General features: G+C 46.2%; 27 protein-coding genes and 4 tRNA genes. 11 read left to right on the top strand and 20 right to left on the bottom strand.

Annotation, left to right across the window (positions count from 1 at the left end; all coding sequences use genetic code 11):
• Positions 1 to 37: 37 nt before the first annotated feature.
• From tuf to AC6R00_RS11280, 5 genes are all read right to left on the bottom strand, one after another.
• Positions 38 to 1,222 (bottom strand): elongation factor Tu, encoded by a 1,185-nt coding sequence (tuf, locus tag AC6R00_RS11300; RefSeq protein ID WP_038550586.1) that lies wholly within the window; start codon positions 1,220 to 1,222, stop codon positions 38 to 40.
• 134 nt (positions 1,223 to 1,356) lie between these two features.
• Positions 1,357 to 1,432: transfer RNA gene (locus AC6R00_RS11295), tRNA-Thr, on the bottom strand.
• A gap of 13 nt (positions 1,433 to 1,445) precedes the next feature.
• A tRNA-Gly gene (locus AC6R00_RS11290) sits at positions 1,446 to 1,520 on the bottom strand.
• Between the two features lie 35 nt (positions 1,521 to 1,555).
• Positions 1,556 to 1,640, bottom strand: a tRNA-Tyr gene (locus AC6R00_RS11285).
• A gap of 34 nt (positions 1,641 to 1,674) precedes the next feature.
• Positions 1,675 to 1,750: transfer RNA gene (locus AC6R00_RS11280), tRNA-Thr, on the bottom strand.
• Positions 1,751 to 1,956: 206 nt separating this feature from the next.
• Between AC6R00_RS11280 and coaA the strand changes: the two genes are divergently transcribed.
• Positions 1,957 to 2,880, top strand: a complete 924-nt coding sequence (gene coaA / locus AC6R00_RS11275; protein ID WP_004743326.1) for a type I pantothenate kinase — start codon at positions 1,957 to 1,959, stop codon at positions 2,878 to 2,880.
• A gap of 269 nt (positions 2,881 to 3,149) precedes the next feature.
• Here the strand turns inward: coaA and AC6R00_RS11270 are convergent, their stop codons facing one another.
• Both AC6R00_RS11270 and AC6R00_RS11265 read right to left on the bottom strand, forming a co-directional pair.
• Complete coding sequence (locus AC6R00_RS11270) at positions 3,150 to 3,575, bottom strand: DUF805 domain-containing protein (RefSeq protein WP_500640461.1); 426 nt, start codon at positions 3,573 to 3,575, stop codon at positions 3,150 to 3,152.
• Positions 3,576 to 3,624: 49 nt separating this feature from the next.
• On the bottom strand, positions 3,625 to 3,972 hold the full coding sequence (locus AC6R00_RS11265) for a 5-carboxymethyl-2-hydroxymuconate Delta-isomerase (RefSeq protein ID WP_004743324.1): 348 nt from the start codon (positions 3,970 to 3,972) through the stop codon (positions 3,625 to 3,627).
• A gap of 270 nt (positions 3,973 to 4,242) precedes the next feature.
• Here AC6R00_RS11265 and tpiA point away from each other — a divergent pair, with 270 nt between their 5' ends.
• Positions 4,243 to 5,013, top strand: a complete 771-nt coding sequence (tpiA, locus tag AC6R00_RS11260; RefSeq protein WP_239852855.1) for a triose-phosphate isomerase — start codon at positions 4,243 to 4,245, stop codon at positions 5,011 to 5,013.
• 114 nt (positions 5,014 to 5,127) lie between these two features.
• Positions 5,128 to 6,471, top strand: a complete 1,344-nt coding sequence (locus AC6R00_RS11255; protein ID WP_500640460.1) for an MATE family efflux transporter — start codon at positions 5,128 to 5,130, stop codon at positions 6,469 to 6,471.
• 51 nt (positions 6,472 to 6,522) lie between these two features.
• Here AC6R00_RS11255 and rraA read toward each other — a convergent pair whose 3' ends face one another.
• The 3 genes from rraA to efp all read right to left on the bottom strand — a co-directional run bounded on the left by rraA (position 6,523) and on the right by efp (position 8,719).
• Positions 6,523 to 7,041, bottom strand: coding sequence for a ribonuclease E activity regulator RraA (gene rraA / locus AC6R00_RS11250; RefSeq protein WP_500640459.1), 519 nt, complete (start codon positions 7,039 to 7,041; stop codon positions 6,523 to 6,525).
• A gap of 76 nt (positions 7,042 to 7,117) precedes the next feature.
• Complete coding sequence (locus AC6R00_RS11245; RefSeq protein WP_004743320.1) at positions 7,118 to 8,035, bottom strand: 1,4-dihydroxy-2-naphthoate polyprenyltransferase; 918 nt, start codon at positions 8,033 to 8,035, stop codon at positions 7,118 to 7,120.
• A gap of 117 nt (positions 8,036 to 8,152) precedes the next feature.
• Complete coding sequence (gene efp, locus AC6R00_RS11240) at positions 8,153 to 8,719, bottom strand: elongation factor P (protein ID WP_004743319.1); 567 nt, start codon at positions 8,717 to 8,719, stop codon at positions 8,153 to 8,155.
• 32 nt (positions 8,720 to 8,751) lie between these two features.
• Between efp and epmB the strand changes: the two genes are divergently transcribed.
• From epmB to AC6R00_RS11220, 4 genes are all read left to right on the top strand, one after another.
• Complete coding sequence (gene epmB / locus AC6R00_RS11235; protein ID WP_500640458.1) at positions 8,752 to 9,774, top strand: EF-P beta-lysylation protein EpmB; 1,023 nt, start codon at positions 8,752 to 8,754, stop codon at positions 9,772 to 9,774.
• Positions 9,774 to 10,268 carry a type II secretion system protein gene (locus AC6R00_RS11230; RefSeq protein ID WP_004743317.1) on the top strand — a complete coding sequence of 165 codons (495 nt, stop codon included), beginning with the start codon at positions 9,774 to 9,776 and terminating at the stop codon, positions 10,266 to 10,268. The genes epmB and AC6R00_RS11230 overlap by 1 nt, the downstream gene beginning before the upstream one ends.
• Before the next feature lie 89 nt (positions 10,269 to 10,357).
• Complete coding sequence (locus tag AC6R00_RS11225; protein ID WP_500640538.1) at positions 10,358 to 10,852, top strand: MgtC/SapB family protein; 495 nt, start codon at positions 10,358 to 10,360, stop codon at positions 10,850 to 10,852.
• A 171-nt stretch (positions 10,853 to 11,023) separates the two neighbouring features.
• Positions 11,024 to 12,349, top strand: a complete 1,326-nt coding sequence (locus AC6R00_RS11220) for an anaerobic C4-dicarboxylate transporter (RefSeq protein ID WP_004743315.1) — start codon at positions 11,024 to 11,026, stop codon at positions 12,347 to 12,349.
• A gap of 68 nt (positions 12,350 to 12,417) precedes the next feature.
• Here the strand turns inward: AC6R00_RS11220 and pfkA are convergent, their stop codons facing one another.
• From pfkA to AC6R00_RS11205, 3 genes are all read right to left on the bottom strand, one after another.
• Positions 12,418 to 13,380: a 6-phosphofructokinase gene (gene pfkA / locus AC6R00_RS11215; protein ID WP_500640457.1), complete on the bottom strand. Its 963-nt coding sequence runs from the start codon at positions 13,378 to 13,380 to the stop codon at positions 12,418 to 12,420.
• Between the two features lie 258 nt (positions 13,381 to 13,638).
• Positions 13,639 to 14,547: a CDF family cation-efflux transporter FieF gene (fieF, locus tag AC6R00_RS11210; protein WP_500640456.1), complete on the bottom strand. Its 909-nt coding sequence runs from the start codon at positions 14,545 to 14,547 to the stop codon at positions 13,639 to 13,641.
• 107 nt (positions 14,548 to 14,654) lie between these two features.
• Positions 14,655 to 15,155 (bottom strand): CpxP family protein, encoded by a 501-nt coding sequence (locus tag AC6R00_RS11205; protein WP_004743312.1) that lies wholly within the window; start codon positions 15,153 to 15,155, stop codon positions 14,655 to 14,657.
• Positions 15,156 to 15,339: 184 nt separating this feature from the next.
• Between AC6R00_RS11205 and AC6R00_RS11200 the strand changes: the two genes are divergently transcribed.
• The 4 genes from AC6R00_RS11200 to trmL all read left to right on the top strand — a co-directional run bounded on the left by AC6R00_RS11200 (position 15,340) and on the right by trmL (position 18,683).
• Entirely contained in the window at positions 15,340 to 16,035 is a 696-nt protein-coding gene (locus AC6R00_RS11200; protein WP_239852846.1) for a response regulator, read from the top strand.
• The gene (gene cpxA, locus AC6R00_RS11195; protein ID WP_500640455.1) at positions 16,035 to 17,420 is read left to right on the top strand and encodes an envelope stress sensor histidine kinase CpxA; all 1,386 of its coding nucleotides are present in this window, start codon (positions 16,035 to 16,037) and stop codon (positions 17,418 to 17,420) included. The genes AC6R00_RS11200 and cpxA overlap by 1 nt, the downstream gene beginning before the upstream one ends.
• A gap of 74 nt (positions 17,421 to 17,494) precedes the next feature.
• A complete protein-coding gene (locus AC6R00_RS11190) occupies positions 17,495 to 18,103 on the top strand; it encodes a superoxide dismutase (protein WP_500640454.1) in 609 nt (202 codons plus the stop codon).
• A 103-nt stretch (positions 18,104 to 18,206) separates the two neighbouring features.
• Positions 18,207 to 18,683 (top strand): tRNA (uridine(34)/cytosine(34)/5-carboxymethylaminomethyluridine(34)-2'-O)-methyltransferase TrmL, encoded by a 477-nt coding sequence (trmL, locus tag AC6R00_RS11185; RefSeq protein WP_004743308.1) that lies wholly within the window; start codon positions 18,207 to 18,209, stop codon positions 18,681 to 18,683.
• Between the two features lie 188 nt (positions 18,684 to 18,871).
• Here the strand turns inward: trmL and trpS are convergent, their stop codons facing one another.
• The 7 genes from trpS to aroK form a co-directional block, all read right to left on the bottom strand.
• Positions 18,872 to 19,909: a tryptophan--tRNA ligase gene (gene trpS / locus AC6R00_RS11180; protein ID WP_500640453.1), complete on the bottom strand. Its 1,038-nt coding sequence runs from the start codon at positions 19,907 to 19,909 to the stop codon at positions 18,872 to 18,874.
• Positions 19,910 to 20,025: 116 nt separating this feature from the next.
• A complete protein-coding gene (locus AC6R00_RS11175) occupies positions 20,026 to 20,706 on the bottom strand; it encodes a phosphoglycolate phosphatase (RefSeq protein WP_500640452.1) in 681 nt (226 codons plus the stop codon).
• A gap of 4 nt (positions 20,707 to 20,710) precedes the next feature.
• Positions 20,711 to 21,382 carry a ribulose-phosphate 3-epimerase gene (gene rpe, locus AC6R00_RS11170; protein WP_500640451.1) on the bottom strand — a complete coding sequence of 224 codons (672 nt, stop codon included), beginning with the start codon at positions 21,380 to 21,382 and terminating at the stop codon, positions 20,711 to 20,713.
• A 106-nt stretch (positions 21,383 to 21,488) separates the two neighbouring features.
• Positions 21,489 to 22,316: a Dam family site-specific DNA-(adenine-N6)-methyltransferase gene (locus AC6R00_RS11165; RefSeq protein WP_500640450.1), complete on the bottom strand. Its 828-nt coding sequence runs from the start codon at positions 22,314 to 22,316 to the stop codon at positions 21,489 to 21,491.
• Positions 22,317 to 22,409: 93 nt separating this feature from the next.
• Positions 22,410 to 23,930 (bottom strand): SPOR domain-containing protein, encoded by a 1,521-nt coding sequence (locus AC6R00_RS11160; RefSeq protein ID WP_500640449.1) that lies wholly within the window; start codon positions 23,928 to 23,930, stop codon positions 22,410 to 22,412.
• A gap of 92 nt (positions 23,931 to 24,022) precedes the next feature.
• A complete protein-coding gene (gene aroB / locus AC6R00_RS11155; protein ID WP_500640448.1) occupies positions 24,023 to 25,111 on the bottom strand; it encodes a 3-dehydroquinate synthase in 1,089 nt (362 codons plus the stop codon).
• A gap of 28 nt (positions 25,112 to 25,139) precedes the next feature.
• The gene (aroK, locus tag AC6R00_RS11150; RefSeq protein ID WP_004743301.1) at positions 25,140 to 25,658 is read right to left on the bottom strand and encodes a shikimate kinase AroK; all 519 of its coding nucleotides are present in this window, start codon (positions 25,656 to 25,658) and stop codon (positions 25,140 to 25,142) included.
• Positions 25,659 to 25,828: the final 170 nt, after the last annotated feature.

The raw sequence follows: 25,828 nt of genomic DNA, 5'->3' as shown, positions 1-25,828 counted from the left end.
AGAAGAAGTGTGCAAGATTTCAATTAATTCCGAAGAATTAGTCGAAGATCTTAGCAACAACACCAGCACCAACTGTACGGCCACCTTCGCGGATTGCGAAACGTAGACCTTCGTCCATCGCGATTGGAGCGATTAGTTCAACAGTCATCTTGATGTTATCGCCTGGCATTACCATTTCTACGCCTTCTGGTAGCTCGATGTTACCAGTTACGTCAGTTGTACGGAAGTAGAACTGTGGACGGTAGCCTTTGAAGAATGGAGTGTGACGACCACCTTCATCTTTAGACAGTACGTATACTTCTGATTCGAACTTAGTGTGTGGGTTGATTGACTTAGGAGCCGCTAGTACTTGACCACGCTCTACTTCGTCACGCTTAGTACCACGTAGAAGTGCACCAACGTTCTCACCCGCACGACCTTCGTCTAGAAGCTTACGGAACATTTCAACACCAGTACATGTTGTTACTGTTGTTTCTTTGATACCAACGATTTCTACTTCGTCACCTACAGTTAGGATACCGCGCTCGATACGACCAGTAACTACTGTACCACGACCTTGGATAGAGAATACGTCTTCGATAGGCATTAGGAATGGCTGATCGATTGCACGCTCTGGCTCTGGGATGTAAGAATCTAGTGCTTCTGCAAGCTCAACGATTTTCGCTTCCCACTGCTCTTCGCCGTTTAGTGCGCCTAGTGCAGAACCTTGGATAACTGGTAGGTCATCACCTGGGAAATCGTACTCAGATAGAAGTTCACGAACTTCCATTTCTACTAGTTCTAGTAGCTCTTCATCGTCAACCATGTCACATTTGTTCATGAATACGATGATGTATGGGATACCAACCTGACGGCCTAGTAGGATGTGCTCACGAGTTTGTGGCATTGGGCCATCTGTCGCAGCAACAACTAGGATACCACCGTCCATCTGTGCAGCACCTGTGATCATGTTTTTAACATAATCCGCGTGTCCTGGACAGTCTACGTGTGCGTAGTGACGAGTTGGAGTGTCGTACTCAACGTGAGAAGTTGCGATTGTGATACCGCGCTCACGCTCTTCTGGAGCGTTATCGATAGATGCGAAGTCTTTCGCTTCACCGCCGTACACTTTTGAAAGAGTAGTACAGATTGCAGCAGTTAGAGTTGTTTTACCGTGGTCAACGTGGCCGATAGTACCAACGTTAACGTGCGGTTTAGTACGTTCAAATTTTTCTTTAGACATGAGTTGTCCCTCTAGGTACGGATTTAGGTGGCTTGAATGACCACGCAACCAAAAAGTCTTGGTGATAAACTTCTCTCAATCACTAAACGTAGTTTAGTAAAGAGAAAGTATCAAAAGGAAACATTGCTTAGAGCTGGTGCTGATAGGCAGACTCGAACTGCCGACCTCATCCTTACCAAGGATGCGCTCTACCACCTGAGCTATATCAGCACTCAAATTAGAGTGGAGCGGGCAGCGGGAATCGAACCCGCATCATCAGCTTGGAAGGCTGAGGTAATAGCCATTATACGATGCCCGCAACACGTAACTCTGTGAGCTATTTCCTTAAGAATATGGTGGAGGGGGACGGATTCGAACCATCGAAGGCAGTGCCAGCAGATTTACAGTCTGATCCCTTTGGCCACTCGGGAACCCCTCCAAATTTTCAATCCATTTCTCTCATAAAGGAAAAATGGTGCCGACTACCGGAATCGAACTGGTGACCTACTGATTACAAGTCAGTTGCTCTACCTACTGAGCTAAGTCGGCATAAGTGGTGCGCATTCTATTGAATGATTTTCTGCCTTGCAATAGTAAATTTAAAAAAAAACTTCTTTTTCTACTGATTGGGCTTATTTGTTGAAATTTCGCGCAATTTATCGGCAAAAAATACGCGAATGTCGACGATGTCGTTTGCAATCTTGTTCGGTTGTTGTATTTTCGCTGCTCTATCGTGAAACCAAGTTAGGATGACTATGACTCCATATCTCTCATTTAATCGTCAACAATGGGCTGAATTACGCAATTCAGTACCGATGACATTATCCGAGACCGATCTGGTTGAACTTCAGGGTGTGAATGAAAGCCTCACGATGGAAGAAGTAGAAGAGATCTACTTACCTTTAGCGCGTCTGCTTAACTTATATGTTGCTGCAAGACAGAGCCGTAATTCCGTGCTCAATAACTTCCTCGGTAATCAAGGCACAGCGCCACCTTTTATCATTGGTATTGCCGGTAGTGTCGCGGTAGGTAAAAGCACCACGGCTCGTTTGCTTAAAGCCTTACTGTCACGCTGGGATAACCACCCTAAAGTTGAGCTCGTGACTACTGACGGGTTTCTTTACCCAAAAAAGGTACTCGATGAACGCGGTATTCTTCATCGCAAAGGCTTCCCTGAATCTTATGATATTAAGCGTTTAGTCGAGTTCGTTTCTGACGTTAAGGCCGGAAAACCACACCTCGAAGTACCTGTTTACTCGCACATCACCTATGACATTACCGAAGAGCTGAAAACCGTCGACCGACCTGATGTGCTGATCATCGAAGGATTAAACGTCTTGCAAAGCGGGATGGATTACCCCCACGACCCACATCGCGTCTTTGTTTCAGATTTCTTGGATTTTTCGCTTTATGTCGACGCAGAAAGTGAAGTGATAGAGCAGTGGTATGTCGAACGCTTCTTAAAGTTCCGCCAAGGCGCCTTTACCAAGCCAGGCTCTTACTTCAGTCACTACACGCAGTTGACCGAACCAAAAGCGATCGAGAAAGCACACAGTATTTGGCAGTCGATCAATGGGGTTAACCTAGATGCCAATATCCTGCCAACCAAAGGCCGCGCCCACTTAATCTTGAAGAAAGGTCAGGATCATCAAGTGGAAGAAGTTTTTCTGAGGAAGTAGCGTAGCGAGAAGCGAGAAGCGAGAAGCGAGAAGCGAGAAGCGAGAAGCGAGAAGCGAGAAGCGAGAAGCGAGAAGCGAGATAAATTAGGGGGTTGGCACTATGTGTCAACCCTTTGCTTTTACATCCAAACAATTACATCCTAAGAAAATATCACTGCCTGCAATTTTTGACTCACTTGCCACGAGCACCTCTCGAAGGCCGCAGCCCGTTCTCGCATCTCGGCGCGAAGCATTCCCGAGGACGTAGTCCGTTCATAACGCGAAGCGTTCTATCTCCCTTCCGGCCCATATTGATTTTCGCTATCCGTGCCTTTTAAGAAACCACATTCAACTAAAATCCATAGACCACAGACTAGAGCAGCAAATGACGTCGCAGCCTGCAACATAGACGGTTGACCGGCTAGTGAAGGATCACCGACTGGCACTGTCATACGTCCAATAACAAGTGGGATGTTAAGCAGCAGCCACCAGCTTGATTTACCACGGTCATGCCAACGTTTAGCGGTAATCGCTAGATCAGGAACCAGAATGACGATCAGAAACACAGGTAGAATCAGATGTGCGATCGAGGGAGCGAGTACATTCATCCCCATCGCAAAGCCGACAATCATCAAATAGTAAACCACGTTCCAAATCCAATAGGTTTTACGCCCTATTCGACCTTGAAACGAAAACAGTAAATCTTTCATCGACATCATCTATACCTAAAAAATAAAAAGTTAGAGCCTGTTTGCTCCAAAAATACTAGTTAATTACTTTCTGAAAACACGCTTTATCCATATCTCGAATGTTAACCGTTAAGCTATGAACATGACTCGCCTGATCTTGCAATACGGTCATCAACTGACGAGATAACTCTCTTTTCTGCTCTTCGGTTCTGCCATCAAGCAATTCAAAGCTGATATGAATAAAGTCAACGCTATCTCCCGCTTCACCGACCAGCCAATTATGGCAACGTAAAGAGCGGGATTTTACCGAATCCACATCGAACAACCCGCAAGTTAACGCGACATGATGTAAGTCTTCAAGTAAGCCTTGAACATTAACGCGTTCGTCAACAGAGTTGGAGTATTCCATTACTAGGTTCGGCATAGTATTCCTCAAATGTAAGAGAGTTTCACAATAAACAAAAAGTGCACAACACTATTACCAATTTCTATGCTGAATTCCGAGTGGGTTTCCACCAATCTGTTCAATGGATCACTGATAGAAAGCAGATTAAGGTGAGATATGAGCGATCACAGCTCCAACCAATGAGTGATATCCAATAAGACATGACGGTAATCATGATCTCCCCTATTTTATCTGTTATATTCTTACGAAGATTTTTTACATTAATTGATTAAATACGGAGATATTCCTATGCGTCGTCCTGTAGTGATGGGTAACTGGAAGCTTAACGGCAGCAAAGCAATGGTGAAAGAGCTGCTAACTGGTCTTAACGCTGAACTTGAAGGCGTTGAAGGTGTTGACGTAGCTGTCGCTCCACCAGCACTTTACCTAGATCTAGCTGAACAGCTAATCGCAAAAGGCGGTAACAAGATCATCCTAGGTGCTCAAAACACTGACCTAAACAACAGCGGTGCATTCACTGGTGATATGTCTCCAGAGATGCTAAAAGATTTCGGTGCTACTCACATCATCATCGGTCACTCTGAGCGTCGTGAATACCACAACGAATCTGACGAGTTCATCGCTAAGAAATTCAACTTCCTAAAAGAAAACGGTCTAAAACCTGTTTTCTGTATCGGTGAGTCTGAAGCTCAAAACGAAGCAGGCGAAACTGAAGCAGTATGTGCACGTCAAATCAACGCAGTAATCGACACTTATGGTGTTGAAGCGCTAAACGGTGCAATCATCGCATACGAACCAATCTGGGCTATCGGTACTGGTAAAGCAGCAACAGCTGAAGATGCACAACGCATCCACGCTTCTATCCGTGCACTAATCGCAGAGAAAGACGCAGCAGTTGCTGAGCAAGTAATCATCCAATACGGTGGTTCTGTTAAGCCTGAGAACGCAGAAGCTTACTTCTCACAACCAGACATCGACGGTGCTCTAGTTGGTGGCGCATCTCTAGATGCTAAGAGCTTCGCAGCAATTGCTAAAGCAGCGGCAGCAGCTAAAGCATAATTTTTCTTCTTATTTGAAAAATTCTCATTGAGGTCAGCGCAAGCTGGCCTTTTTTGTGTCTGGCACATCAATCAAGTATCCTACGCTTTTCCACACTAACGATAGTTGTACCGAATGCAGGATAAGCATGGCCTTCTAACAGGTTCGATTCCCCTAGTACTTAGACAGATGACCGTTCCGATGACCTTTGGCATGGTGGCGATCTTGATGTTTAACTTGGTGGATACGTTTTTTATCTCGCTGCTAGGTACCGAAGCTCTCGCTGCGATTAGCTATACCTTTCCCGTCACCTTTGCGGTCAACTGCATCACCATGGGTATAGGCATGGGGCTCTCGACCAATATCGGCCGCTTGCTCGGACAAGGTCAATCGATCGTCGCTGCGCGCTTTTCTTCTCATGGCTTACTGTTAGCCGTATTGCTGGTCGCACTCGCCTCTACACTTGGTCTGTTTACCATTGAGCCACTGTTTCTATTTCTTGGTGCAGAGCAATCGCTACTGCCACTTATTCATCAATACATGGATATTTGGTACCTAACGATTCCGCTATTAGTCGTCCCTATGGCTGGCAACAGTGCCATTCGCGCGACGGGGGATACCAAAACACCTGCCAAAATCATGATGCTTGCCGGGCTTATCAATGGGGTACTCGATCCGCTATTGATTTTTGGCTTCGGGCCTTTCCCAGAATTGGGCATTCAAGGGGCGGCCATTGCCAGTGCAATGAGTTGGTTCGGCGCCTTAATTGGCTCGCTTTACGTGCTGATTAAAAGAGAGAAATTACTTGCCCTACCTTGCTTTAAAACCCTCTGGCTCGACTGGCAACAAATCCTAAAAATCGGAACACCTGCTGCTCTGTCTAATGCTCTCACCCCCTTATCGGGGGCGATTTTGATGATGATGCTCTCGACTCATGGCACTGCAGCCGTCGCCGCTTATGGTGCGGCGCAGCGAGTCGAATCGATTCTTATCTTGGTTTTGATGTCTTTAACTTCAGCCCTAACACCATTTATTGCCCAAAACATGGGCGCCAATAACCCTGCACGTAGCTTTGCCGGGTTGTTTTTAAGCATGCGTTTCTCGATGGTGTTTCAGGCCGGCATTTTTATCATGATGGTGCCACTGAGCATTCCACTCGCAGCTTTGTTTTCACAGGAACAAGCGGTAAAAGATCTGCTTTGGCACTATTTGTTAGTCGTGCCTTTTAGCTATGGTTTCCAAGGCGTGATGATGATGTTGGTCTCTGGCTTAAACGCCCTGCATGAACCGCTTAAGGCATTCCAATGGAGCTTTATGCGTCTGTTTCTCTTTACCCTGCCTTGCGCTTGGATGGGTGGTCAGCTGTATGATATTGAAGGGCTATTCATTGGTATTGCGGTAGGCAACATTATTGGTGGCACAAGTGGTTACTTATATGCGTTAAAACTCCGGGCTCAACACCTTTCCCCGGCGGCATAAAACAAAACACCGACTCTTGGAGTCGGTGCAGTCTATCTTGAAAGGTAGAGATTAATCGACAATGGCTATCTCTTCTTCCACTTCTAAATCGACATCTAATGGCTCTTGAGAAAGAATCACACCGGTATTGTCAGCGTAGAGGTAATCTTCAGGAAGGAAGGTCACGCCACCAAAGTTGACTGGCACATCCACTTCCCCAATGCCTTGTGAGATAGCGCCGACAGGAATAGAAGCGATCGCTTGGATACCGATACTCATGTCTTCCAGCTCATCGACTTCACGAACACAGCCGTAAACAACAATACCTTCCCATTCGTTTTCTTCCGCAAGCGATGCGAGCTCGGCATCAATCAATGCGCGACGCAATGAACCGCCACCATCAATAAGCAGCACACGGCCTAAACCGTCTTGCTCTAGGATTTCACGAATCAAGCCATTATCTTCAAAACACTTTACTGTCGTGATTTGCCCCGCGAACGATGCACAACCACCAAAGTTACTGAACATAGGCTCTACAACATCTACTTGCTCTAAATAAATGTCGCACAAGGCAGAGGTATTGTATTCCATAGTATTCCTTCCCATACCGTTCGTTATCTCCATCGAGTATATAAGGTCATTAAGTCATTGCAATGACATGTATCATTTAACTGACCAGAGTTTGAGCTATAACCACTCCAGCAAACAATAAGTTAGTCACCATAGAGCACTTAACTATCACCGGCATCATTGGGGCGATTTGCGCTGGCTTTTCCGCCTGCCACACCGCTTTACCGTGTTTAAAGGTAACAAGCAGGCTAAGAAGAAATGGTAAGCTAATCCAAATGGGGCTCGGTTGATGGATTAAGTAAGCGGCAAAAGCCACGACAGCGCCGCTAAGCAGAGCAAAGTGATATTGCTTAGCGCGCTTTTGCCCGAGGCGGACAGCAACCGTTCTTTTGCCACACACCTCATCGTTCTCAATATCACGCATATTGTTGATATTAAGTACAGCGACAGCCAATAGCCCACAACCAACCGCAGGCAAGATAAGCAGAGGAGCGACAATGCCGGTATGAAGGAAATAAGTACCCGCTACGCCCAATAAACCAAAGAAGATAAACACGGAAATATCGCCTAAGCCAACGTAACCATAAGGTTTGTTACCCACGGTATATGCGATCGCTGCGACAATCGCTAAGACTCCTAACCCGATGAAAGCTAAAATGCTCTGTAGACTCTCTAGCGCATACATCACCAAGGTGAGACCCGCGATCACAGTCAAGACCACATTAATGATCATTGCCTGCTTCATGTCCTTTTGAGTCACGGCTCCAGACTGGATAGCACGCATAGGCCCGAGACGATTTTCGTTATCGGTACCTTTAACAGCATCGCCATAGTCGTTGGCTAAGTTAGAAAGGATTTGCAGCAGCGTTGCGGTCAGAAAAGCCAGCAAAGCAACCACAGGTGAAAACTGATGCGTGGAGTACGCCAATACACTACCCGTTAAGATAGAGACCAAAGCCAAAGGCAAGGTTTTAGGTCGAGCGGCGTCAAGCCATATTGTTAGAGACTGTTTCATGGATACCAGTTTAGCCACAGTTACTTGAACTAGAATTGTGGCACATCAATCCTATCGGTGAAAAACAAAAAAAGGTCACCGAAGTGACCTTTTTCCAAAACTTGACCTAAGTTAGGCTTATTTTACGCGACCTACGTACTCACCAGAGCGAGTATCAACTTTGATCACTTCGCCAATCGCGATAAATAGAGGAACGCGAACAACAGCACCTGTTGATAGTGTTGCTGGCTTACCACCTGTACCTTGAGTATCACCTTTCAGACCTGGATCAGTGTCTGTTACTTCAAGCTCAACGAAGTTTGGTGGCGTTACTACGATTGGGTTACCATTCCAAAGTGTTAGCATACAAGTGTTGTTTTCTACCAACCACTTAGCGTTTTCGCCAACCGCTTTTACATCCGCAGCGATCTGCTCAAATGTTTCGTTGTTCATAAAGTGGTAGAATTCGCCGTCGTTATATAGATAATCTAGGTCGATATCCATTACGTCTGCAACTTCACAAGTTTCACCAGACTTAAAGGTTTTCTCTAGCACTTTACCAGAAAGAAGCTTACGAATTTTTACACGGTTGAACGCTTGACCTTTACCCGGCTTAACGTATTCGTTTTCCAAGATAACGCAAGGCTCGTTATCAAGCATTAGTTTCAAGCCGCCTTTAAATTCATTGGTGCTAACAGTAGCCATTTTTTCCTCTTACATTCTTAGAGCTAAATTCAATGCCGCACATCATAACCCGAAAAGTTGTTTCTGTTGAGCAAAACTGGCTCAAACAGCTAGCGAATGGGATCTCTGATCCTGCAAAACTGCTTGAGCAGCTCGAAATAGATCCTAAGCCATGGCAAGACGGATTTGCTGCTCGCAAGCTTTTTGCGCAGCGTGTTCCGCAAAGTTTTATTGATAGAATGGAAAAAGGCAATCCTTACGACCCGCTTTTACGCCAAGTTTTACCGCTCAGCGAAGAGTTTGAAGTCCACCCTGGTTACTCCAATGATCCACTGGAAGAGCAAAACAATGCTATACCAGGTTTATTGCACAAATACCGCAACCGCGCGTTAATGATCGTCAAAGGTGGCTGCGCGATTAACTGTCGTTACTGTTTTCGCCGTCATTTCCCCTATGACGAAAATAAGGGTTCTAAATCGGCTTGGCAGCAAAGTTTAGAGTATGTAGCCCAACACTCAGAGATCAATGAAATCATCCTTTCTGGCGGTGACCCGCTAATGGCAAAGGATGAGGAGCTGTTGTGGCTTATTGATCATATTGCCGATATCAAACACATCAAGCGCCTGCGCATTCATTCCCGCTTACCTGTAGTCATTCCGGAGCGTATCACTCAAGCGCTGATTCAGATGCTAAACGAAACACGCCTGCAAGTGGTGTTAGTCACGCATATCAACCACGCTCAAGAGATAAATCAAGAACTGAGAGATAGATTAAGCCACCTTAAGCAAGCAGGTGTTACTCTTTTAAACCAAGGTGTTATGCTTAAAGGCGTCAATGACAGCATTGAGTCTCAGGTAGACCTTAGTGACGCTTTATTTGATGCTGGCATTTTACCTTACTACATTCACGTGCTAGATAAAGTACAAGGCGCTGCACACTTTTATATCTCCGACCAAGAGGCCAAAGCGATCATGGCAGGGCTAATGGAGCGAGTCTCAGGTTACCTAGTACCTAAGTTAACTCGTGAGATAGGTGGGCGCACAAGTAAAACCCCACTCGACCTACATTTAGAGTAATGATGAAAAATACACGCGGCTTTACGCTAATAGAACTAGTCATTGTAATCGTTGTACTCGGTATTCTTGCTGTTACAGCCCTGCCTCGCTTACTTGACCTACAAAGCGACGCCCGAACTTCTGCCTTGCAAGGTTTAAAAGGGGCAATGCAAGGCGCTAACGACCAGTTAATTGGCGTTTCTGCTATCGCAGGGCTCGACACCGCTGCCAGCGGCTCTGTCACTGTAGAGGGGGAAAGCGTCAGTATTGTTTATGGTTATGCTAAAGCAGACAACGCCAATGCTTGGTCTAAGATTCTTGATGCGAATATAGATGACGCAACATGGGGAGCGGATGGAGCGGATTGGTATTTCAGTAATACCAACGCCAATGATGGAATTATCTTGTACATGCCAGGAAGCCGCCGTCAATCTTCTCTTAACTGTTACCTGCAATATACCGAAGCAACCTCAAACGCCTCACCCAGTATTAACTTGACCACCACTGGTTGTTAATTTTGTCCTTAAGATAAAAATCTTTTGTTCGATAGGCAGGTCTAATCTATGCATACTCCGACGTTTTGGAGGTCACTATGCAACCAGACATGCAATCCACTATCGAACAATTCCTCGACCTAGGTCCATTCAGTTGGTGGGCCCTACTCTGTTGTGCCGTTAACGGCATTCTTATTGGTGTTGAACGGCAAACACGTGGTAAGCCTGTTGGAATTCGCACCTCGATTTTGGTGATTTCTGGCACCTACTTGTTTATGTCAATGGCAGTTTCGCTCTCACCCAATACGTTAGATCAAGCGCGAGTACTCGGTCAGATCATTACTGGGGTAGGATTTCTTGGTGCTGGGGTAATGATGACCCTTGATGGCAAAATCCATGGTGTCACCTCTGCTGCTGTCATATGGGTATTGGCTGCCATTGGCATGATAATTGGACTGGGTTACATGCAACAATCGGTGATACTCACGCTACTTGCGCTCACAGTGCTACTTGGCGTCGATAAAGCGGAAAATCGAATCAAAGCTCTACGCCGTGGTGTCCACCAGAAAATCCAAAAACGTAGAGACAACAAATTGAACTCGTGATCTCTACGGGCAAACCAACACAAAGCCTTTGTTTAAAGTGCAATTTTTGATTCGAAACAAGGAATAGCTCGATAGTCAATTGCTCTAGCAAGAGAAGCAAATAGGGTCACGTTTCCACCTACCACTTTTGGGTAGCATAGCTCTATGTTTATACCAATGTAGGGTTTGATTATGTTTTACGTGCATATGCTCCTGCTTCTGACGGTTATATTTATCGGTATCCGCCATGGAGGCATAGCTTTCGGTTTGCTCGGGGGCTTAGGTGTTTCGGTTCTCGCGTTTGTATTTGGTGTCGCACCGGGTTCGCCACCGATCAGTGTTATGCTGATTATTCTCGCTGTGGTCGCAGCCTCTGCGACTCTGGAAGCAACGGGTGGCCTCAAGCTGTTAGTGAAGTTTGCTGAGCGATTATTGCGTAAGCATCCAAGTCAAATCGTGTTTCTTGGTCCACTTTGTACCTATTCGTTGACGGTATTAGTCGGCACGGGTCACTCTGTCTACCCACTTCTGCCTGTTATCTACGATGTGGCCTACAAGAAAGGCATTCGCCCTGAGCGCCCGATGGCGATGGCAACCGTCGCTTCACAAATGGGGATTACGGCTAGCCCGATAGCCGCTGCCGCTGCGGTAGTAATGGCAACAGCAGCCGATAACCACTTGGATATCAGTCTGGTTAACGTGTTACTGGTCACCATACCTGCGACTTTAATTGGTGTGTTGGTTGGCTGTTTGTGGAGCCTGAAGCGCGGTAAAGAATTGGATCAAGATCCAGCCTTTATCGAGCGTTGCCAAGATCCCGAGTTTAAAGCTCAACTGATTGATGAAGTCCAGCAAGATGAAAGTGAGCCTGCCAGTCAGCAAGTGGCGAAACGCGGTTTAGGCATCTTCTTAGCAGGTATCGCTACAGTTATCTTTGTCGCCATGTTTGGTAAAGACCTCGGCTTGCTACCAGACGGTGTTAAAATGTCGGTCGCGATTCAGTTCTTGATGTTGTCCGTCGGTGCTTTGATCCTACTGACAACTAAGGTTGAGCCGAAGAAGATCGTCCATAGTAATGTGTTTATCGCCGGTATGACCGCGGTGATCATTATCTTCGGTATCGCGTGGATGAGTGACACTATTATCGGTTTCCACAAGCCTTACTTGATCAGCCTAGTGAGCGACATCGTTGCTGCACACCCTTGGACGTTTGCTATTGCCATGTTCGTGGTGTCGGTATTCTTGAAGAGCCAAGCAGCAGTACTGACCATCATGCTACCTCTTGGTTTTGCGATGGGCATTCCAGCACCTGTGCTAATCGGTGTGCTTCCTGCTTGTTATGCGTATTTCTTCTTCCCATTCTACCCAAGTGACCTTGCGGCAATTACCTTTGACCGCTCAGGCACCACTGAGATTGGTAAGTACGTGCTCAACCACAGCTTCTTGCTACCCGGCTTTATTGGCGTGATTACCGCAACAACAGTGGGTTACGTGCTATCGACCATGCTAGTCAACTAGCCTTATTCCAATAAACAAAAAGCCAGTTGGTCTCCCAACTGGCTTTTTTAGTTCAATATGAAGCTGGCTTAGAATAGCTCTTCAGCAACCTTGAATAGGTCTTCACGTACAGGACGTTTCATGTTCTCGATAGCGTCGATGATATCGTGGTGAACAAGTTGCTCTTTTTGAATACCCACACAACGACCACCTTGACCTTCCATCAATAGGTGTACTGCGTAGTTACCCATACGAGATGCAAGAACGCGGTCAAATGCAGTAGGACGACCACCACGTTGGATATGACCAAGAACGGTAGCGCGAGTTTCACGACCCGTCGCCGTTTCAATCTCTTTCGCTAGCTCGTTAGCATCCATCATTAGCTCAGTGAGAGCAATGATCGCGTGCTTCTTACCTTTAGCGATACCATCTTGGATATTGCCAATCAGCTTTTCTTTATCCAAGCCTGTTTCAGGAGTGATGATGTATTCACAACCACCAGCGATTGCAGACATTAGCGTCAGATCACCACAGTGACGACCCATGATCTCAACGATCGAGATACGCTGGTGAGAAGATGAAGTATCACGTAGACGGTCAATCGCGTCGATAACAGTGTTCAGTGCCGTTAGGTAACCAATCGTGTAATCCGTACCTGCAATATCGTTATCGATAGTGCCCGGCAGACCGATACATGGGTAACCCATTTCAGTTAGCTTTTTCGCGCCCATGTAAGAGCCGTCACCACCAACAACGACTAAAGCTTCGATACCATGCTTCTGCAGGTTTTCGATCGCTTTTTGACGCACTTCCACTTCTTTGAACTCAGGGAAACGCGCAGAGCCTAGGAACGTGCCGCCTTTGTTGATTACATCAGAAACGCTTGAACGATCTAGCTTTTCGATACGATCTTCGTAAAGACCTAAGTAACCATCGAATACACCGTAAACTTCTAGTCCTTCAGATAACGCCGTGCGAACCACGCCGCGAACTGCCGCGTTCATACCTGGTGCGTCACCGCCACTCGTCAAGACACCGATCTTCTTAATCATGCTCACCCTCGATTTTTGGGAATCTTATTTCAATTTTTACGTCAGTCGCTTTCAACAAGCCACCCACTTAATTCCTTTAACTGCGCAATATGTTACCTTTCCTAATTAGGATTACTACATTTATTTGCGTCAAATTATGTAACTTTTCTACTTATGTAAGAGTATTACAGCTTTGCTCATTGACATCATTGATACATATCAGGATCACAGTTAAAACTAGCATCGCTGAAAAGATAGCCAATAAGTGGCACTTTTGCGTTACCAATCTTGCGACTTCTGTCCTTTTTCTACCCCTAATACCACAGAATAAGGATCCTGATGGATCAGTACATCTGAATGTGGATAAAGCTCAAGCAGTTTATCTTCCACTTCGTCAGAGATTCGATGCGCTTCAATTAATCGAATATTGTCTTCCAGCTCTAAGTGTAACTGAATAAAACGTGTTGGCCCGGACATTCGGGTTCTCAATTGATGGACCCCCAAAACCCCTTCCACCTTCACGCAACATTCTCGAATTGCTTTCAGCTCTTCGTCAGGCAGTTTGCGGTCGAGTAAGGTTTGAATCGCCTCTTGCACCATTTTGAATGCGCTATAGAGGATGTAGACACCAATTGCAACGGCAAAAATTGAGTCTGCTTGGGTAATCCCAAACCAGCTCAAACCTAGCGCGAGCATAATGGCGGCATTCATATAAAGGTCAGATTGATAGTGCAGAGAATCTGCAGCTATGGCTTGGCTACCCGTTTTCTTCACGACATGTTTTTGGAAACGAACCAAGGCAAAGGTGACTAAGATGGCAAACAAGCTGACGTAAACACCGTATTCAGGGGACTGTAACTCGTGTGGTCTAAAGAAGCGCTCAATACCATTTAAGATCAGGAATACAGCGGAGCCAGAAATAAACATCGCCTGTGCCAACGCTGCTAGTGATTCGGCTTTACCGTGGCCAAAGGTATGCTCTCGGTCAGCAGGCTGAAGGGAGTAACGCACCACAACGAGATTAACCAGAGATGCCGCGATATCGAGCATTGAGTCAATCAAAGAGGCAAGTAAGCTGACTGAACCAGTCACCCACCAAGCCCCTACTTTAACCACCAATAGCAGCGTCGCTACAATGGTAGCTGTCCATGCGGCCATGGTGACTAAACGAGCATATTCTTGTTTCATAGTGCTTTGATTATTAAACAAACATCTTCTAAGTATAACCTTACAATTGTTGAATAAAAATGGCATAAAAAAGGCGGCTATCAAGCCGCCTTAATTCAATACTATCTCTAGCGAGTAAAACGCTCTTGCATTTTCTCTTGGCATTTTGCTGAACGCTCTTGTTGCAGCTCAACAAATTTTGTTTTCTGCTCAGGAGTTAAAATGCTCAACATTTGATGCTGTTTCTCTAGCATTTTCACTTTACGTTCCGTTTGCTTTTCAACCATTGACTTAGCAAGCTCGTTTGCCGCCGCTTGGTCAAAGTTATCCGCTAGAACCAATGCCTGAACTTTCTCTTTTTGTGCTTGCATCTCTGCATGGCGCGCTTCAAAGTTCTCTTTAAAGGCCGCTTTCATTTCCTGTTTGCTTGCCTCACGCATCTCTTTCATCTGGTCTTTTTGCGCATCAGTTAAGTCAAGTTGACGCATGATTCCGCGGTCAAAGCCACCACCACACTCGCCGTGACCACCTTTCTTACCATCTTTGCCACCGAAAGCGAACGCACTCGCTGTGCCAAGTGCTAGAGGAAGAACAACTGCCGCTACTACTAGTTTCTTTGTCATTTTCATAATCGTACCTTTCACTTTGTCTATTGGATTGAGCTGTTCTCACAGCGCTTGAGTGTAGAATACGACTTGCTGCGTAAAGCAACGTATTGAGAGAGTAAAGAATCGTAAAGAGCGATAATGACCCTAAATCAATTGGTCATTTAACAGTAATATATAGATATCCAACTTATGTAGAGACCTTGTTATGCCAAATATCTTATTGATTGACGACGATACCGAGCTAACCAGCTTACTTAAAGAAGTCCTATCCTTTGAAGGCTTTGATGTGTCTGAGGCAAATAATGGCGAAGAAGGACTGGCACTGCTCAATGACAAGATTGACCTTATCTTACTCGATGTCATGATGCCTAAGCTCAACGGAATGGAAACCCTCAAAAGACTGCGAGAAAATTGGGAAACGCCAGTGTTAATGCTGACGGCTAAAGGTGAAGAGATAGACCGAGTCATTGGCTTAGAGCTGGGCGCAGATGATTATCTGCCAAAACCCTTTAGCGACAGAGAGCTACTAGCTCGCATTCGCGCAATCCTACGTCGTACGCAAAGCACTGGTGCAAGCAAAAGCTCGAAAAACTCTGACTGCATTGAATATCAAGACATCCAAGTGTATCCCGGTAAACAGGAAGCTTACTGTCAGGGAGAGCAAATGGAGCTCACTACCACAGAATTTGCTCTGTTGAGTCACTTTATCCAAAATCCTGGACAAACCCTAACCAAAGAAGCGCTGAGTTTGGATGTTTTAGGTAAGCGTCTCGCCGCTTTCGATCGTGCTATCGATATGCATGTCTCCAACCTGCGTAAGAAACTGCCCGAACGAGAAGATGGCAAATCACGCATCAAAACCTTACGTGGACGCGGCTACTTACTGGTTGAGGAGGACTAATGCGCCTACCAAAGATCACTAGCTTGTATGGGCGTATCTTCGCCATATTCTGGTTTACCATGTTTTTGGTGCTGATGGCGGTACTGTCACTGCCACATCTCGATCCACGCAAAGCGCGAGATATTCCGGTTGAACACTACGATCGCATGATCGAGATGAAGCAGAATATCGAGAAGCGCTATGCCAAAGATACCAACCTTGCCCGCATTCTGTTTAAGCTCGAAGGTGGAAAACGCTCTTCAAGAGATCCTCGTCCGCGCTTCTTTGTTACTGACCTAGAAGGCAACTTGCTCACAACCCAAAACCACAAAGACTTTAAGTATCGCGCGCTACAAAACTTTATCACTAGCGTCGAAGTCGATAGCGAACCCAAGCAAAAACTTTATGGTCACTACATGCTTGCCGGTCCACTGCCTGTCACGTTAGCCAAGCAAGACTTGCTGCTCTACATCGGTGTGAAATGGAATCAACCACCGCCCTTCTTACTGCGCATGTTTGATAGACCATTCCAGTTGTTGTTTGCAGTAATGCTGGTCAGCACTCCTCTGCTACTGTGGCTTGCATGGGCACTCAGCCAACCAGCACGTAAACTGGAACGTGCAGCCAAACGTGTCGCCAAAGGGGAATTCGTGGTTGACCCTGAACTTGAAAAAGGCACCAGTGAATTCCGTCAAGCGGGGACCAGCTTTAACCAGATGGTGGAAGCGGTTAATCAAATGATCTCAGGCCAACAGCGCTTATTGTCGGATATTTCCCATGAGCTGCGCTCTCCACTGACTCGACTGCGGATGGCAAATGCCCTTGCAACTCGCAAACAGGGAGAGAGCCCTGAACTGGTTCGTATAGATACCGAAGCTCAGCGCTTAGAGCAGATGATTGGCGAGCTACTTGAGTTGTCTCGTATGCAGGTCGACAGCCATCTAACCCGAGAACCTCAGCCGATGGGTAGTTTGTGGGAAGCAATCCTTAGTGATGCTCAATTTGAAGCAGAACAAATGGATAAAACCCTTTCCTTCAATGAGATTCCAGAGCGCATCATTTCAGGTAATCCAAAGCTCTTGATGAGCGCCTTAGACAATATTGTTCGCAATGCTATCTATTATGGTACAGACCGCATCGAAGTTACTTTCACTGAATCTAGTCAGCAAATCATGATTGCGGTTGATGACAACGGCGAAGGCGTACCGGAGCAGGAACTCGATGCGATATTCAGACCGTTTTATCGCGTCTCAACAGCGCGCGATAGACACAGTGGCGGAACAGGTTTAGGCCTGACAATCACCGAAAGTGCAATACGCCAGCATAGCGGAACCATCGAAGCGAAGCGGAGTACACTCGGCGGTTTAAGAGTTGAAATCACTCTCCCACTCGGTGCGGAGCAATAACCCTACAAAAGAGACAGTTGATAATAGATCTCATTATCACTTAAAGTAAATCCTTCAATTATGGAGGATTTACTATGTCTCACACTTTCCCTGAACTTCCTTACGCTTACGACTCACTTGAGCCATACATCGATGCAAAGACGATGGAAGTGCATTACAGCAAGCACCATCGCACCTATTTTGATAAATTTATCGCCGCAGTTTCCGGTACCGAGTTAGAGTCCACCACACTCAAAGATATCTTTGCCAACATTTCTCAGCAGCCACCAGCGGTGCGCAATAATGGCGGAGGTTACTACAATCACATCCTCTACTGGAACTGCATGAAACCAAATGGTGGCGGTGTTCCTCAAGGAAAGCTCGGCGAGGATATTGTGTCTACCTTTGGTAGCTTTGAAGCATTCCAACAGCAATTTACAGATGCAGCGATTAATACTTTCGGCTCTGGTTTTGCTTGGCTGATCGTCAAAGGCGGACAACTTGTCATTACGTCAACCAGCAATCAAGACAACCCACTAATGGACGTGGCAGGAGCTCAAGGTGAGCCTATTTTGGCGCTCGATGTTTGGGAGCACGCCTACTACATCAGCTACCAAAACCGACGCCCTGACTACATTGAGGCTTGGTGGAATGTCGTAAACTGGGATGCCGTGAGCGATAACTACGCAGCAGCTTTGGCCTAGTCGCCTCAAAGCACAATACAAAACTAACAACGTCAGACTTGGCGGCTTTCAAGAGTCGCCTTATACTTTCTAGCCTTTGAACAATCAGCGTTAAGAGTTAGTCATGTTTGATATCGCCCTCTACGAACCAGAAATTGCCCCGAATACTGGTAACATTATTCGTTTATGTGCCAACTGCGGTGCCAACCTTCACCTTATCGAGCCGCTTGGTTTTGATCTGGAAGAGAAGAAAGTTCGTCGAGCGGGATTGGATTACCACGACCTAGCGCGCGTCACTCGCCATAAAGACTACCAAGCTTTTGTTGAGTACCTAGAGAAAGAACGCGGTGAGTACCGAATTTTTGCCTGTACAACCAAAACAACAGGTCATCACGTCGATGCTAACTTCCAGAAAGGTGACGTATTACTGTTCGGCCCAGAAACCCGCGGCTTGCCTGCTGAACTCATCGAAAGCATGCCAATGGAGCAGCGTATTCGTATTCCAATGATGCCAGACGCACGCAGCCTCAACCTTTCTAATGCTGTCGCCATTATCGCTTTTGAAGCTTGGCGCCAAATGGGCTTTGAAGGGGCGCAGTAGCGAGAAGCGAGAAGCGAGAAGCGAGAAGCGAGAAAAAATTAAAGGGTTGGCACAATGTGTCAACCCTTTCTCTTTCTGCGTAAACATCTAAGTCTTAACAAAAACTACCAACGTTTCTATCTCGAAGGGCAAAGCCCGTTCTCGATTCTCGGAGTGAAACGTTCTAGCATCTCGCTGTCCACTCTACCCTAAGGGCGTGCAACGAAACCTACTGCTTCATATGCTTTCTTCAGTGTCTCAGCAGCGCGAGCTGATGCCTTCTCTGCACCTTGCTTCATCACCTGATCCATATAAGCACGGTCAGCGCGGATACGGTGGTATTCCGCTTGAATAGGCTCAAGCATTGCAACGAGTGCTTCACCAACATCTTTCTTGAATGGGCCGTACATCTCTACGCCTTGGTACTTAGCTTCGATCTCTTCAAAGCTCATACCTGTCGCGGCCGAGTAAAGGCCCATTAGGTTTGAAATACCTGCTTTGTTGTCCCAGTCATGAGCAATGCGAGGTGGCGTTTCTGCATCCGTTTGAGCTTTGTTAATCTTCTTGATGATTGACTTAGGCTCTTCAAGCAAAGTGATCACATTCTTACGGTTATCGTCCGACTTAGACATCTTCTTGGTTGCATCTTGCAGGCTCATCACACGTGCATTCACTGTTGGAATGTACGGCTCTGGCACTTGGAAGATAGGCTGCTCTGGCGAGTAGATGTTGTTGAAGCGGTTAGCGATATCACGTGCTAGCTCAAGGTGCTGCTTCTGGTCACTACCTACAGGCACTTGGTGCGCGCCGTAGAGAAGGATATCTGCTGCCATCAATACTGGGTAGTCGAACAAGCCAACGTTCACATCACCAAATTGGCTAGATGCGTCTTTCGAGTAACGTGCCGACTTGTCTTTAAACTGAGTCATTCGGCCCAGTTCACCCATCTGGGTGTAACAGTTAAGAAGCCAACCAAGTTGAGCATGCTCTGGTACATGTGACTGAACAAATAGCGTGCTCTTTTGCGGATCAACACCAACTGCAAGACAGATTGCTAGTGCGTCTAGAGTCGCTTCGCGCAACGCTTTCGGATCTTGACGAACCGTAATTGCGTGAAGGTCGACAACACAGTATTGGCAATCGTAATCATCTTGCATCTGCTGCCATTGACGTAGAGCACCCAAGTAGTTACCGATACTTAGTTCACCTGATGGTTGAACACCACTCAATACGATGGGTTTGCTCATGGGAATAATTCCTTTGACTTCTTATGCTAAATAATGAAAAAAACCGCGTGGTTTCTATCCACACGGTTTACTCAGTGTACTCATTAACGAGTATTTTAAAAGATCTTTTGTCGCTATTAAGCTGAAACCGTTAAGAGTTCTGCTAAATCTGCGATGGTATCTGCGACATAATCCGGTTGAGAGGCAGAAATAGGCTCACCGTGGTTGTAACCATAGGTCAAACCAAACGAGTGACAGCCTGCGTTTTTCGCCGCTTTGATATCGTTACTTGAATCACCCACCATTAGCATTTCTTGTGGCTGACAGCCATGTTTCTCAAGCAGCCAATTTAGTGCCATTGGGTTAGGTTTTTTCTCTGGGAACGTATCACCACCGATCACATCAACAAAGTACTTATCAATGCCGTGCTTCGCCAGAACCTCAGGGACAAACTTCGATGGCTTGTTGGTCACTAGCGCCATTGTAAAGCCCGCTTCGTGCAGTTCTGCCAAGGTTTCCTTTACCGCTGGGTAGAGGTGGCTGAGCTTGTGTCCGCTTTGCTCGTAGTAGTCATCAAACAGAATACGCGCTTTGGCATGCAGTTCTGGATCTAAATCTGGTGAGACCGTTAGGCTGCGACTCAGCGAACGGCCAATAAGAACATCAGCGCCGTTACCTACATAGTCACGCACTTGCTCTTCTGTCACTGCTGGGTAGCCTAATGCTTGTACTGCTTGATCAGCAGCTACCGCCAAATCAGGCACGCTATCAAGTAGCGTCCCGTCTAAATCGAATGCGATTAACTTAATGTTGCTCATTGAATTAGTTAACCTTAGCCAGTTCTGCGCGCATTTCATCGATCACTTGTTTGTAATCTGGCTGGTTGAAGATAGCCGAACCTGCGACGAACATATCCGCGCCCGCTTCTGCGATCTCTTTGATGTTTTCAACCTTCACACCACCATCAATTTCCAAGCGAATATCGCGACCAGAGTCATCAATCATTTTGCGAACTGCGCGTAGCTTATCGAGTGTTTTAGGAATGAAAGATTGACCACCAAAGCCAGGGTTTACTGACATCAGAAGAATCATGTCGACTTTATCAATGATGTACTCAAGGTGAGACAGCGGTGTCGCTGGGTTGAGTACCACACCCGCTTTACAGCCATGCTCTTTGATAAGCTGAAGTGTGCGATCAACGTGCTCAGAGGCTTCAATATGGAAAGTGATCATAGACGCCCCTGCTTTAGCGAAGTCAGGAATAATGCGATCCACTGGCTTCACCATTAGGTGTACATCGATTGGTGCAGTAATACCGTAGTCACGCAGTGCCTGACAGATAGGCGCACCAAAGGTTAGGTTAGGTACGTAGTGATTATCCATCACATCAAAATGAACCACATCTGCCCCTGCTGCGAGTACTTTTTCTACGTCTTCGCCTAAGCGAGCCATATCCGCAGACAGAATTGATGGAGCGATAAGGAAATCTTTCATACCTGACCTCTAGTATTGATTGGGCATCATTGCACACTGAAGAAACTTTGCGCGCAATTCTACCTAAGCTAGAGGTGAGATGATAGAGAAGTGTGATGAAATGTGATTATTTGCTTTCAACAGGTTTAAATAGCGCAAGAAGTTCATCAACTTTGTTACGCCCTGCACCATTGCGGCTAATAGTACGTTTCACCTTGACGACATTGAGCTCAGCGCCATGATAAAGGCGGCGAGTCAAAGTGGTATCGTGGTTAGAAATCAGCACTGGAATTCCACGCTCAACCGCTGCTCTCTCAGCCACGTCGGCCAAAGCAGCTTGGTCATCAAGAGTGAAGCCATTACCTGCATACGAGGTGAAATTAGCTGTCGTCGAGAGCGGCGCATACGGAGGGTCACAGTAGACAACACTGCCTTTGCGCGCGCGCTTAAATGTCTCGTGGTAGCCTTCACAGACAAATGTCGCTTTCTTCGCTTTTTCAGCAAAAAACTCTAATTCGGCTTCCGGGAAGTAAGGCTTTTTATATGAACCAAACGGGACGTTAAAGCCGCCTTTTTTGTTGTAACGGCACAAGCCATTAAAGCCAAAGCGGTTCATATACAGGAACGCTAAAGAGCGATACATCACATCATCTGTGGCATTGAATTGGCTGCGAATATCGAGATAAGCCTCTTTGCGATTATTCCCAGGGCAGAACCAACGCTTCGCCTCAGTAATGTACTCTTGCGGATTTTCTTTAAGAAGGTTGTACAGGTTAATCAGATCTGGGTTGATGTCGGCGAGCAAATACTGATCATAATCAGTATTAAGAAATACAGACCCAGCACCTACGAACGGTTCTACCAGCTTACGAGCTTCTGGCAAGTGACGCTGAATATCTTCGACAAGTCCGTATTTTCCACCTGCCCATTTCAGGAAGGCTCGCTGCTTCTTCATCTACTGCTCTATCTATCAACCACAAATTAAGGCTGCGGAATGTAACATATTTTGTAATTAATCTCAGACAATTTTCAGGATTACACCCAGTTTCTAATTATCTTGATTGCCGCGATCAATCTCTCGTTGCACTTGGCTAAGAGACTTAGCCCAAGGCTCCAAGTTTTGCAGCTCAGTAGATAGCCCTTGTACCGCATCACGCGCCACTTGAATGGTTGGATAGTTTTGGTACGTCACTATGTACCAATCTACCCCGTTACGCTGAGTTGGATAGATAAATACCTGATTAGCGAGCTGGTGACGATCAATAAAATTCTGCACTTCCTCAAGTGAGTTCACCGCCGCTAACTGGAGAGTGTAACTACGTGGAGAAAAGCTTTTCAGCTCATCTTTAGTGAAAGAGAACTTAATCACGGTAGGACTTGGCGCCGCTTCCTCTTCAGCCGGGCTTTGTGCCACTGTCTCAGAATCTGAAGTCACTGTCGCTTGAGGCTCGGCAACCTGCTCAGTTTTCGATTGCTCGACAACTTGTTCGATTTTGCTAGTATCCGCCTGCTCAGGTTTGCCTTCCATCAGAGCATCAACCACATCAGAGGTAATCACTACGCGCTGATGATCCTCATCGGTATTGCCAACACTCGATATTTGCTCAGTCACATCCGGTGGTAGCGAGAGCGAGTCATCTTCAGCATTCGCCATGGTTGGATCAACCACGGGTTCAGGTTCAATTGTCGCTGCGGTACTTTCTTCGTCAGCGCTCTCTTCCGATAGTGTTGGTATTGCCGTCTGTTCGATAGATTCAGTGATTTGCTGAGCTTTGTCATCTGGCGACGGCTGCGACATCATCCACCAGTAACCGCCTCCGATTAACACCAGTAGCGTGATAACCAACAGTGCAATATTGATTGGTGAACCCACAATTGAGCGGATAATGATCCTTTTTTCCACTTTTTGATCCCCTAAAGCCATGATTTCGCCAGGACGACGAGCAACTGTTCGATACGCGTTTCGAACGCGCTTTTCCATGTCATCTTCGACAAACCGAATCACCAATTGTTCAAAGAATCGATCCGCTTCTTCTTGACTAAGTGGTTCAATTTCAAGATCAATTGGCTTGTGTTCTTGACCATAACCCAAACGAGTCAGCAATGCATCTAGACTGTTCGATTGAGCGAACAACAACACATTCACCGTCCAACCTGGGTTAACCTGAGCTTCAAGTACCAACATCCACAGTTCAGAAACAAAGGATTCAGTCAGTAAGTGCGCATCATCGATCGCAATCACGACATCACAGGTCTCGCCCTGCATGATGCGTGTGAAAGATTCGACGAGAGAATCAGCTGGATTAAAAAGAGGTTCGGAAATAAGTTGAGTGAGGATAGTTGAGCGACGTTGAGATTCATCTTGGTTAGGGTAACACATCAATAACGACTGGTTTTTATCTTGCGCCCAAGCTTCTAGATAATATTGTGCCAGCCAAGTCTTACCCGCACCTGATGCACCACCAAGTGTGACCAAATTCGAGCCAAAATTAGTCAACAGTTGCAAGCGTTCTAGCAGTTCTGTTTGTGAATCTAACTCCAACACACGTGGATCATGCGCCAAGCTCATTACGTTATCCCAATGAAAATACGAGTAATACCAAGCCAACGCTTTAACCTCGTGAGGGCAAAGGTCAGATTGGTACTACAAAACAAAAAGATTTAAACAGTGCGCGCGAAGTCGATAGCTTGTTCAATGATCGATTCTGGTACACCTTTAACTACTTCAGCAGTCCCTATACTGGTAGGGAGTACAAGGCGAAGCTCACCAGAGAGTACTTTCTTATCACGCATCATATGCTTCATGAAATCAGCAAATGACATCGTTTCTGGAGTATGTACTGGTAGCTGGGCTCTTTTCAGTATAGAGATAATTCGCTCAACTTGCTGCTCATTGATAAGGCCTTGAAGTTGAGCGGTTTTTGCAGCCATCACTGTGCCTGCCGAAACAGCTTCACCATGTAGCCAATTACCATAACCTAACTCAGCTTCGATCGCATGACCAAATGTATGACCTAGGTTCAGCAACGCGCGAATTCCTGACTCTTTTTCGTCCTGAGCAACCACTTCAGCTTTAATCTCACAGCAGCGAGCAATAGCGTAAGTGAGAGCTTGCTCATCAAGTTGATACAGTTTATCGAGGTTTTCTTCTAACCAGACAAAGAAATCTTGATCGTAGATGATGCCGTACTTGATGACTTCAGAAATACCGGCAGCAAACTCTCTTTGCGGTAAGGTTTTTAGACAATCAGTATCGATAACCACTGCTTTAGGTTGGTAGAAGGCACCAATCATGTTCTTGCCGAGTTTGTGGTTAACCGCCGTTTTACCACCCACAGATGAGTCGACTTGAGACAATAGCGTCGTCGGGATCTGGATAAAGTCGACACCGCGCTGGTAACAAGCAGCAGCAAAACCCACTAAATCACCAATCACACCACCACCGAGCGCAACCACCACTACATCACGGGCGTAACTACCTTCGAGTAGGAAGCTCATGATGGTATTAAAGGTGTCTAATGATTTGTACTGTTCGCCATCAGGCAGCTCAAGAACTGTCGCTTCACAGCCTTGTTGCTCGATAAGAGAGAGGATTTTATCCGCATACAGTGGTGCTACAGTGACATTAGAAATCACCACCACTTTCTGTTTTGCCGATAAGAAAGAAAGGTGGGCCGGATCATTAAATAATCCGGCACCAATTGAGATTGGATAGCTACGCTCATCTAAGCTGACCGTAATCCGTTCCATGGGTATTCTCCAGTTGCTAAAAAAAGTCTTAACGTTCTTCTAGCATTTTTACGATCTGGTTGGCTACCACTTTTGCACTTTGATCGTCTGTACGTACTGTGTAATCCGCAATTTCTTCGTAAAGTGGGTTGCGCTCGCCAGCTAGCGATTCAAGCACGTCACGTGGATTATCAGTCTGTAATAATGGTCGCTTCTTGTCGCGGTTAGTGCGCGCAAGCTGCTTTTCAATCGTTGTTTCAAGGTAAACAACAATACCGCGTGCAGAAAGACGATTGCGGTTTTCTTTGCTCTTGATTGAACCACCACCGGTCGCAAGTACGATACCTTGCTCTTCCGTTAGGTCGTTAATCACTTTTTCCTCGCGATCGCGGAAGCCTTCTTCACCTTCTACGTCAAATACCCAAGCGATATCTGCGCCAGTACGTTCTTCAATAACGGTATCAGAATCAACAAACTCCATATGAAGCTGTTGAGCTAGGTGTCTACCAATTGTGCTTTTGCCGGCCCCCATAGGGCCAACAAGGAAAATATTGCGTTTCTCAGCCATGTTTAGCAGTAATTTACAACGTTAATTCAATGACATCGCCACAAGAAAAGCCAGTGTGATACTAGCGATGGAGATGCTTGTGGCACCGATTCCTCACAGATAATTCGTGATAAGACCCGAAATTATCTAGATAAGGTGCCATTAATGCAAATTTATTTTCGTCCCTAACC

Source organism: Vibrio sp. R10-SF1-ISO8, from assembly GCF_059833805.1.
This window is presented reverse-complemented; position numbering and strand designations above follow the sequence as displayed.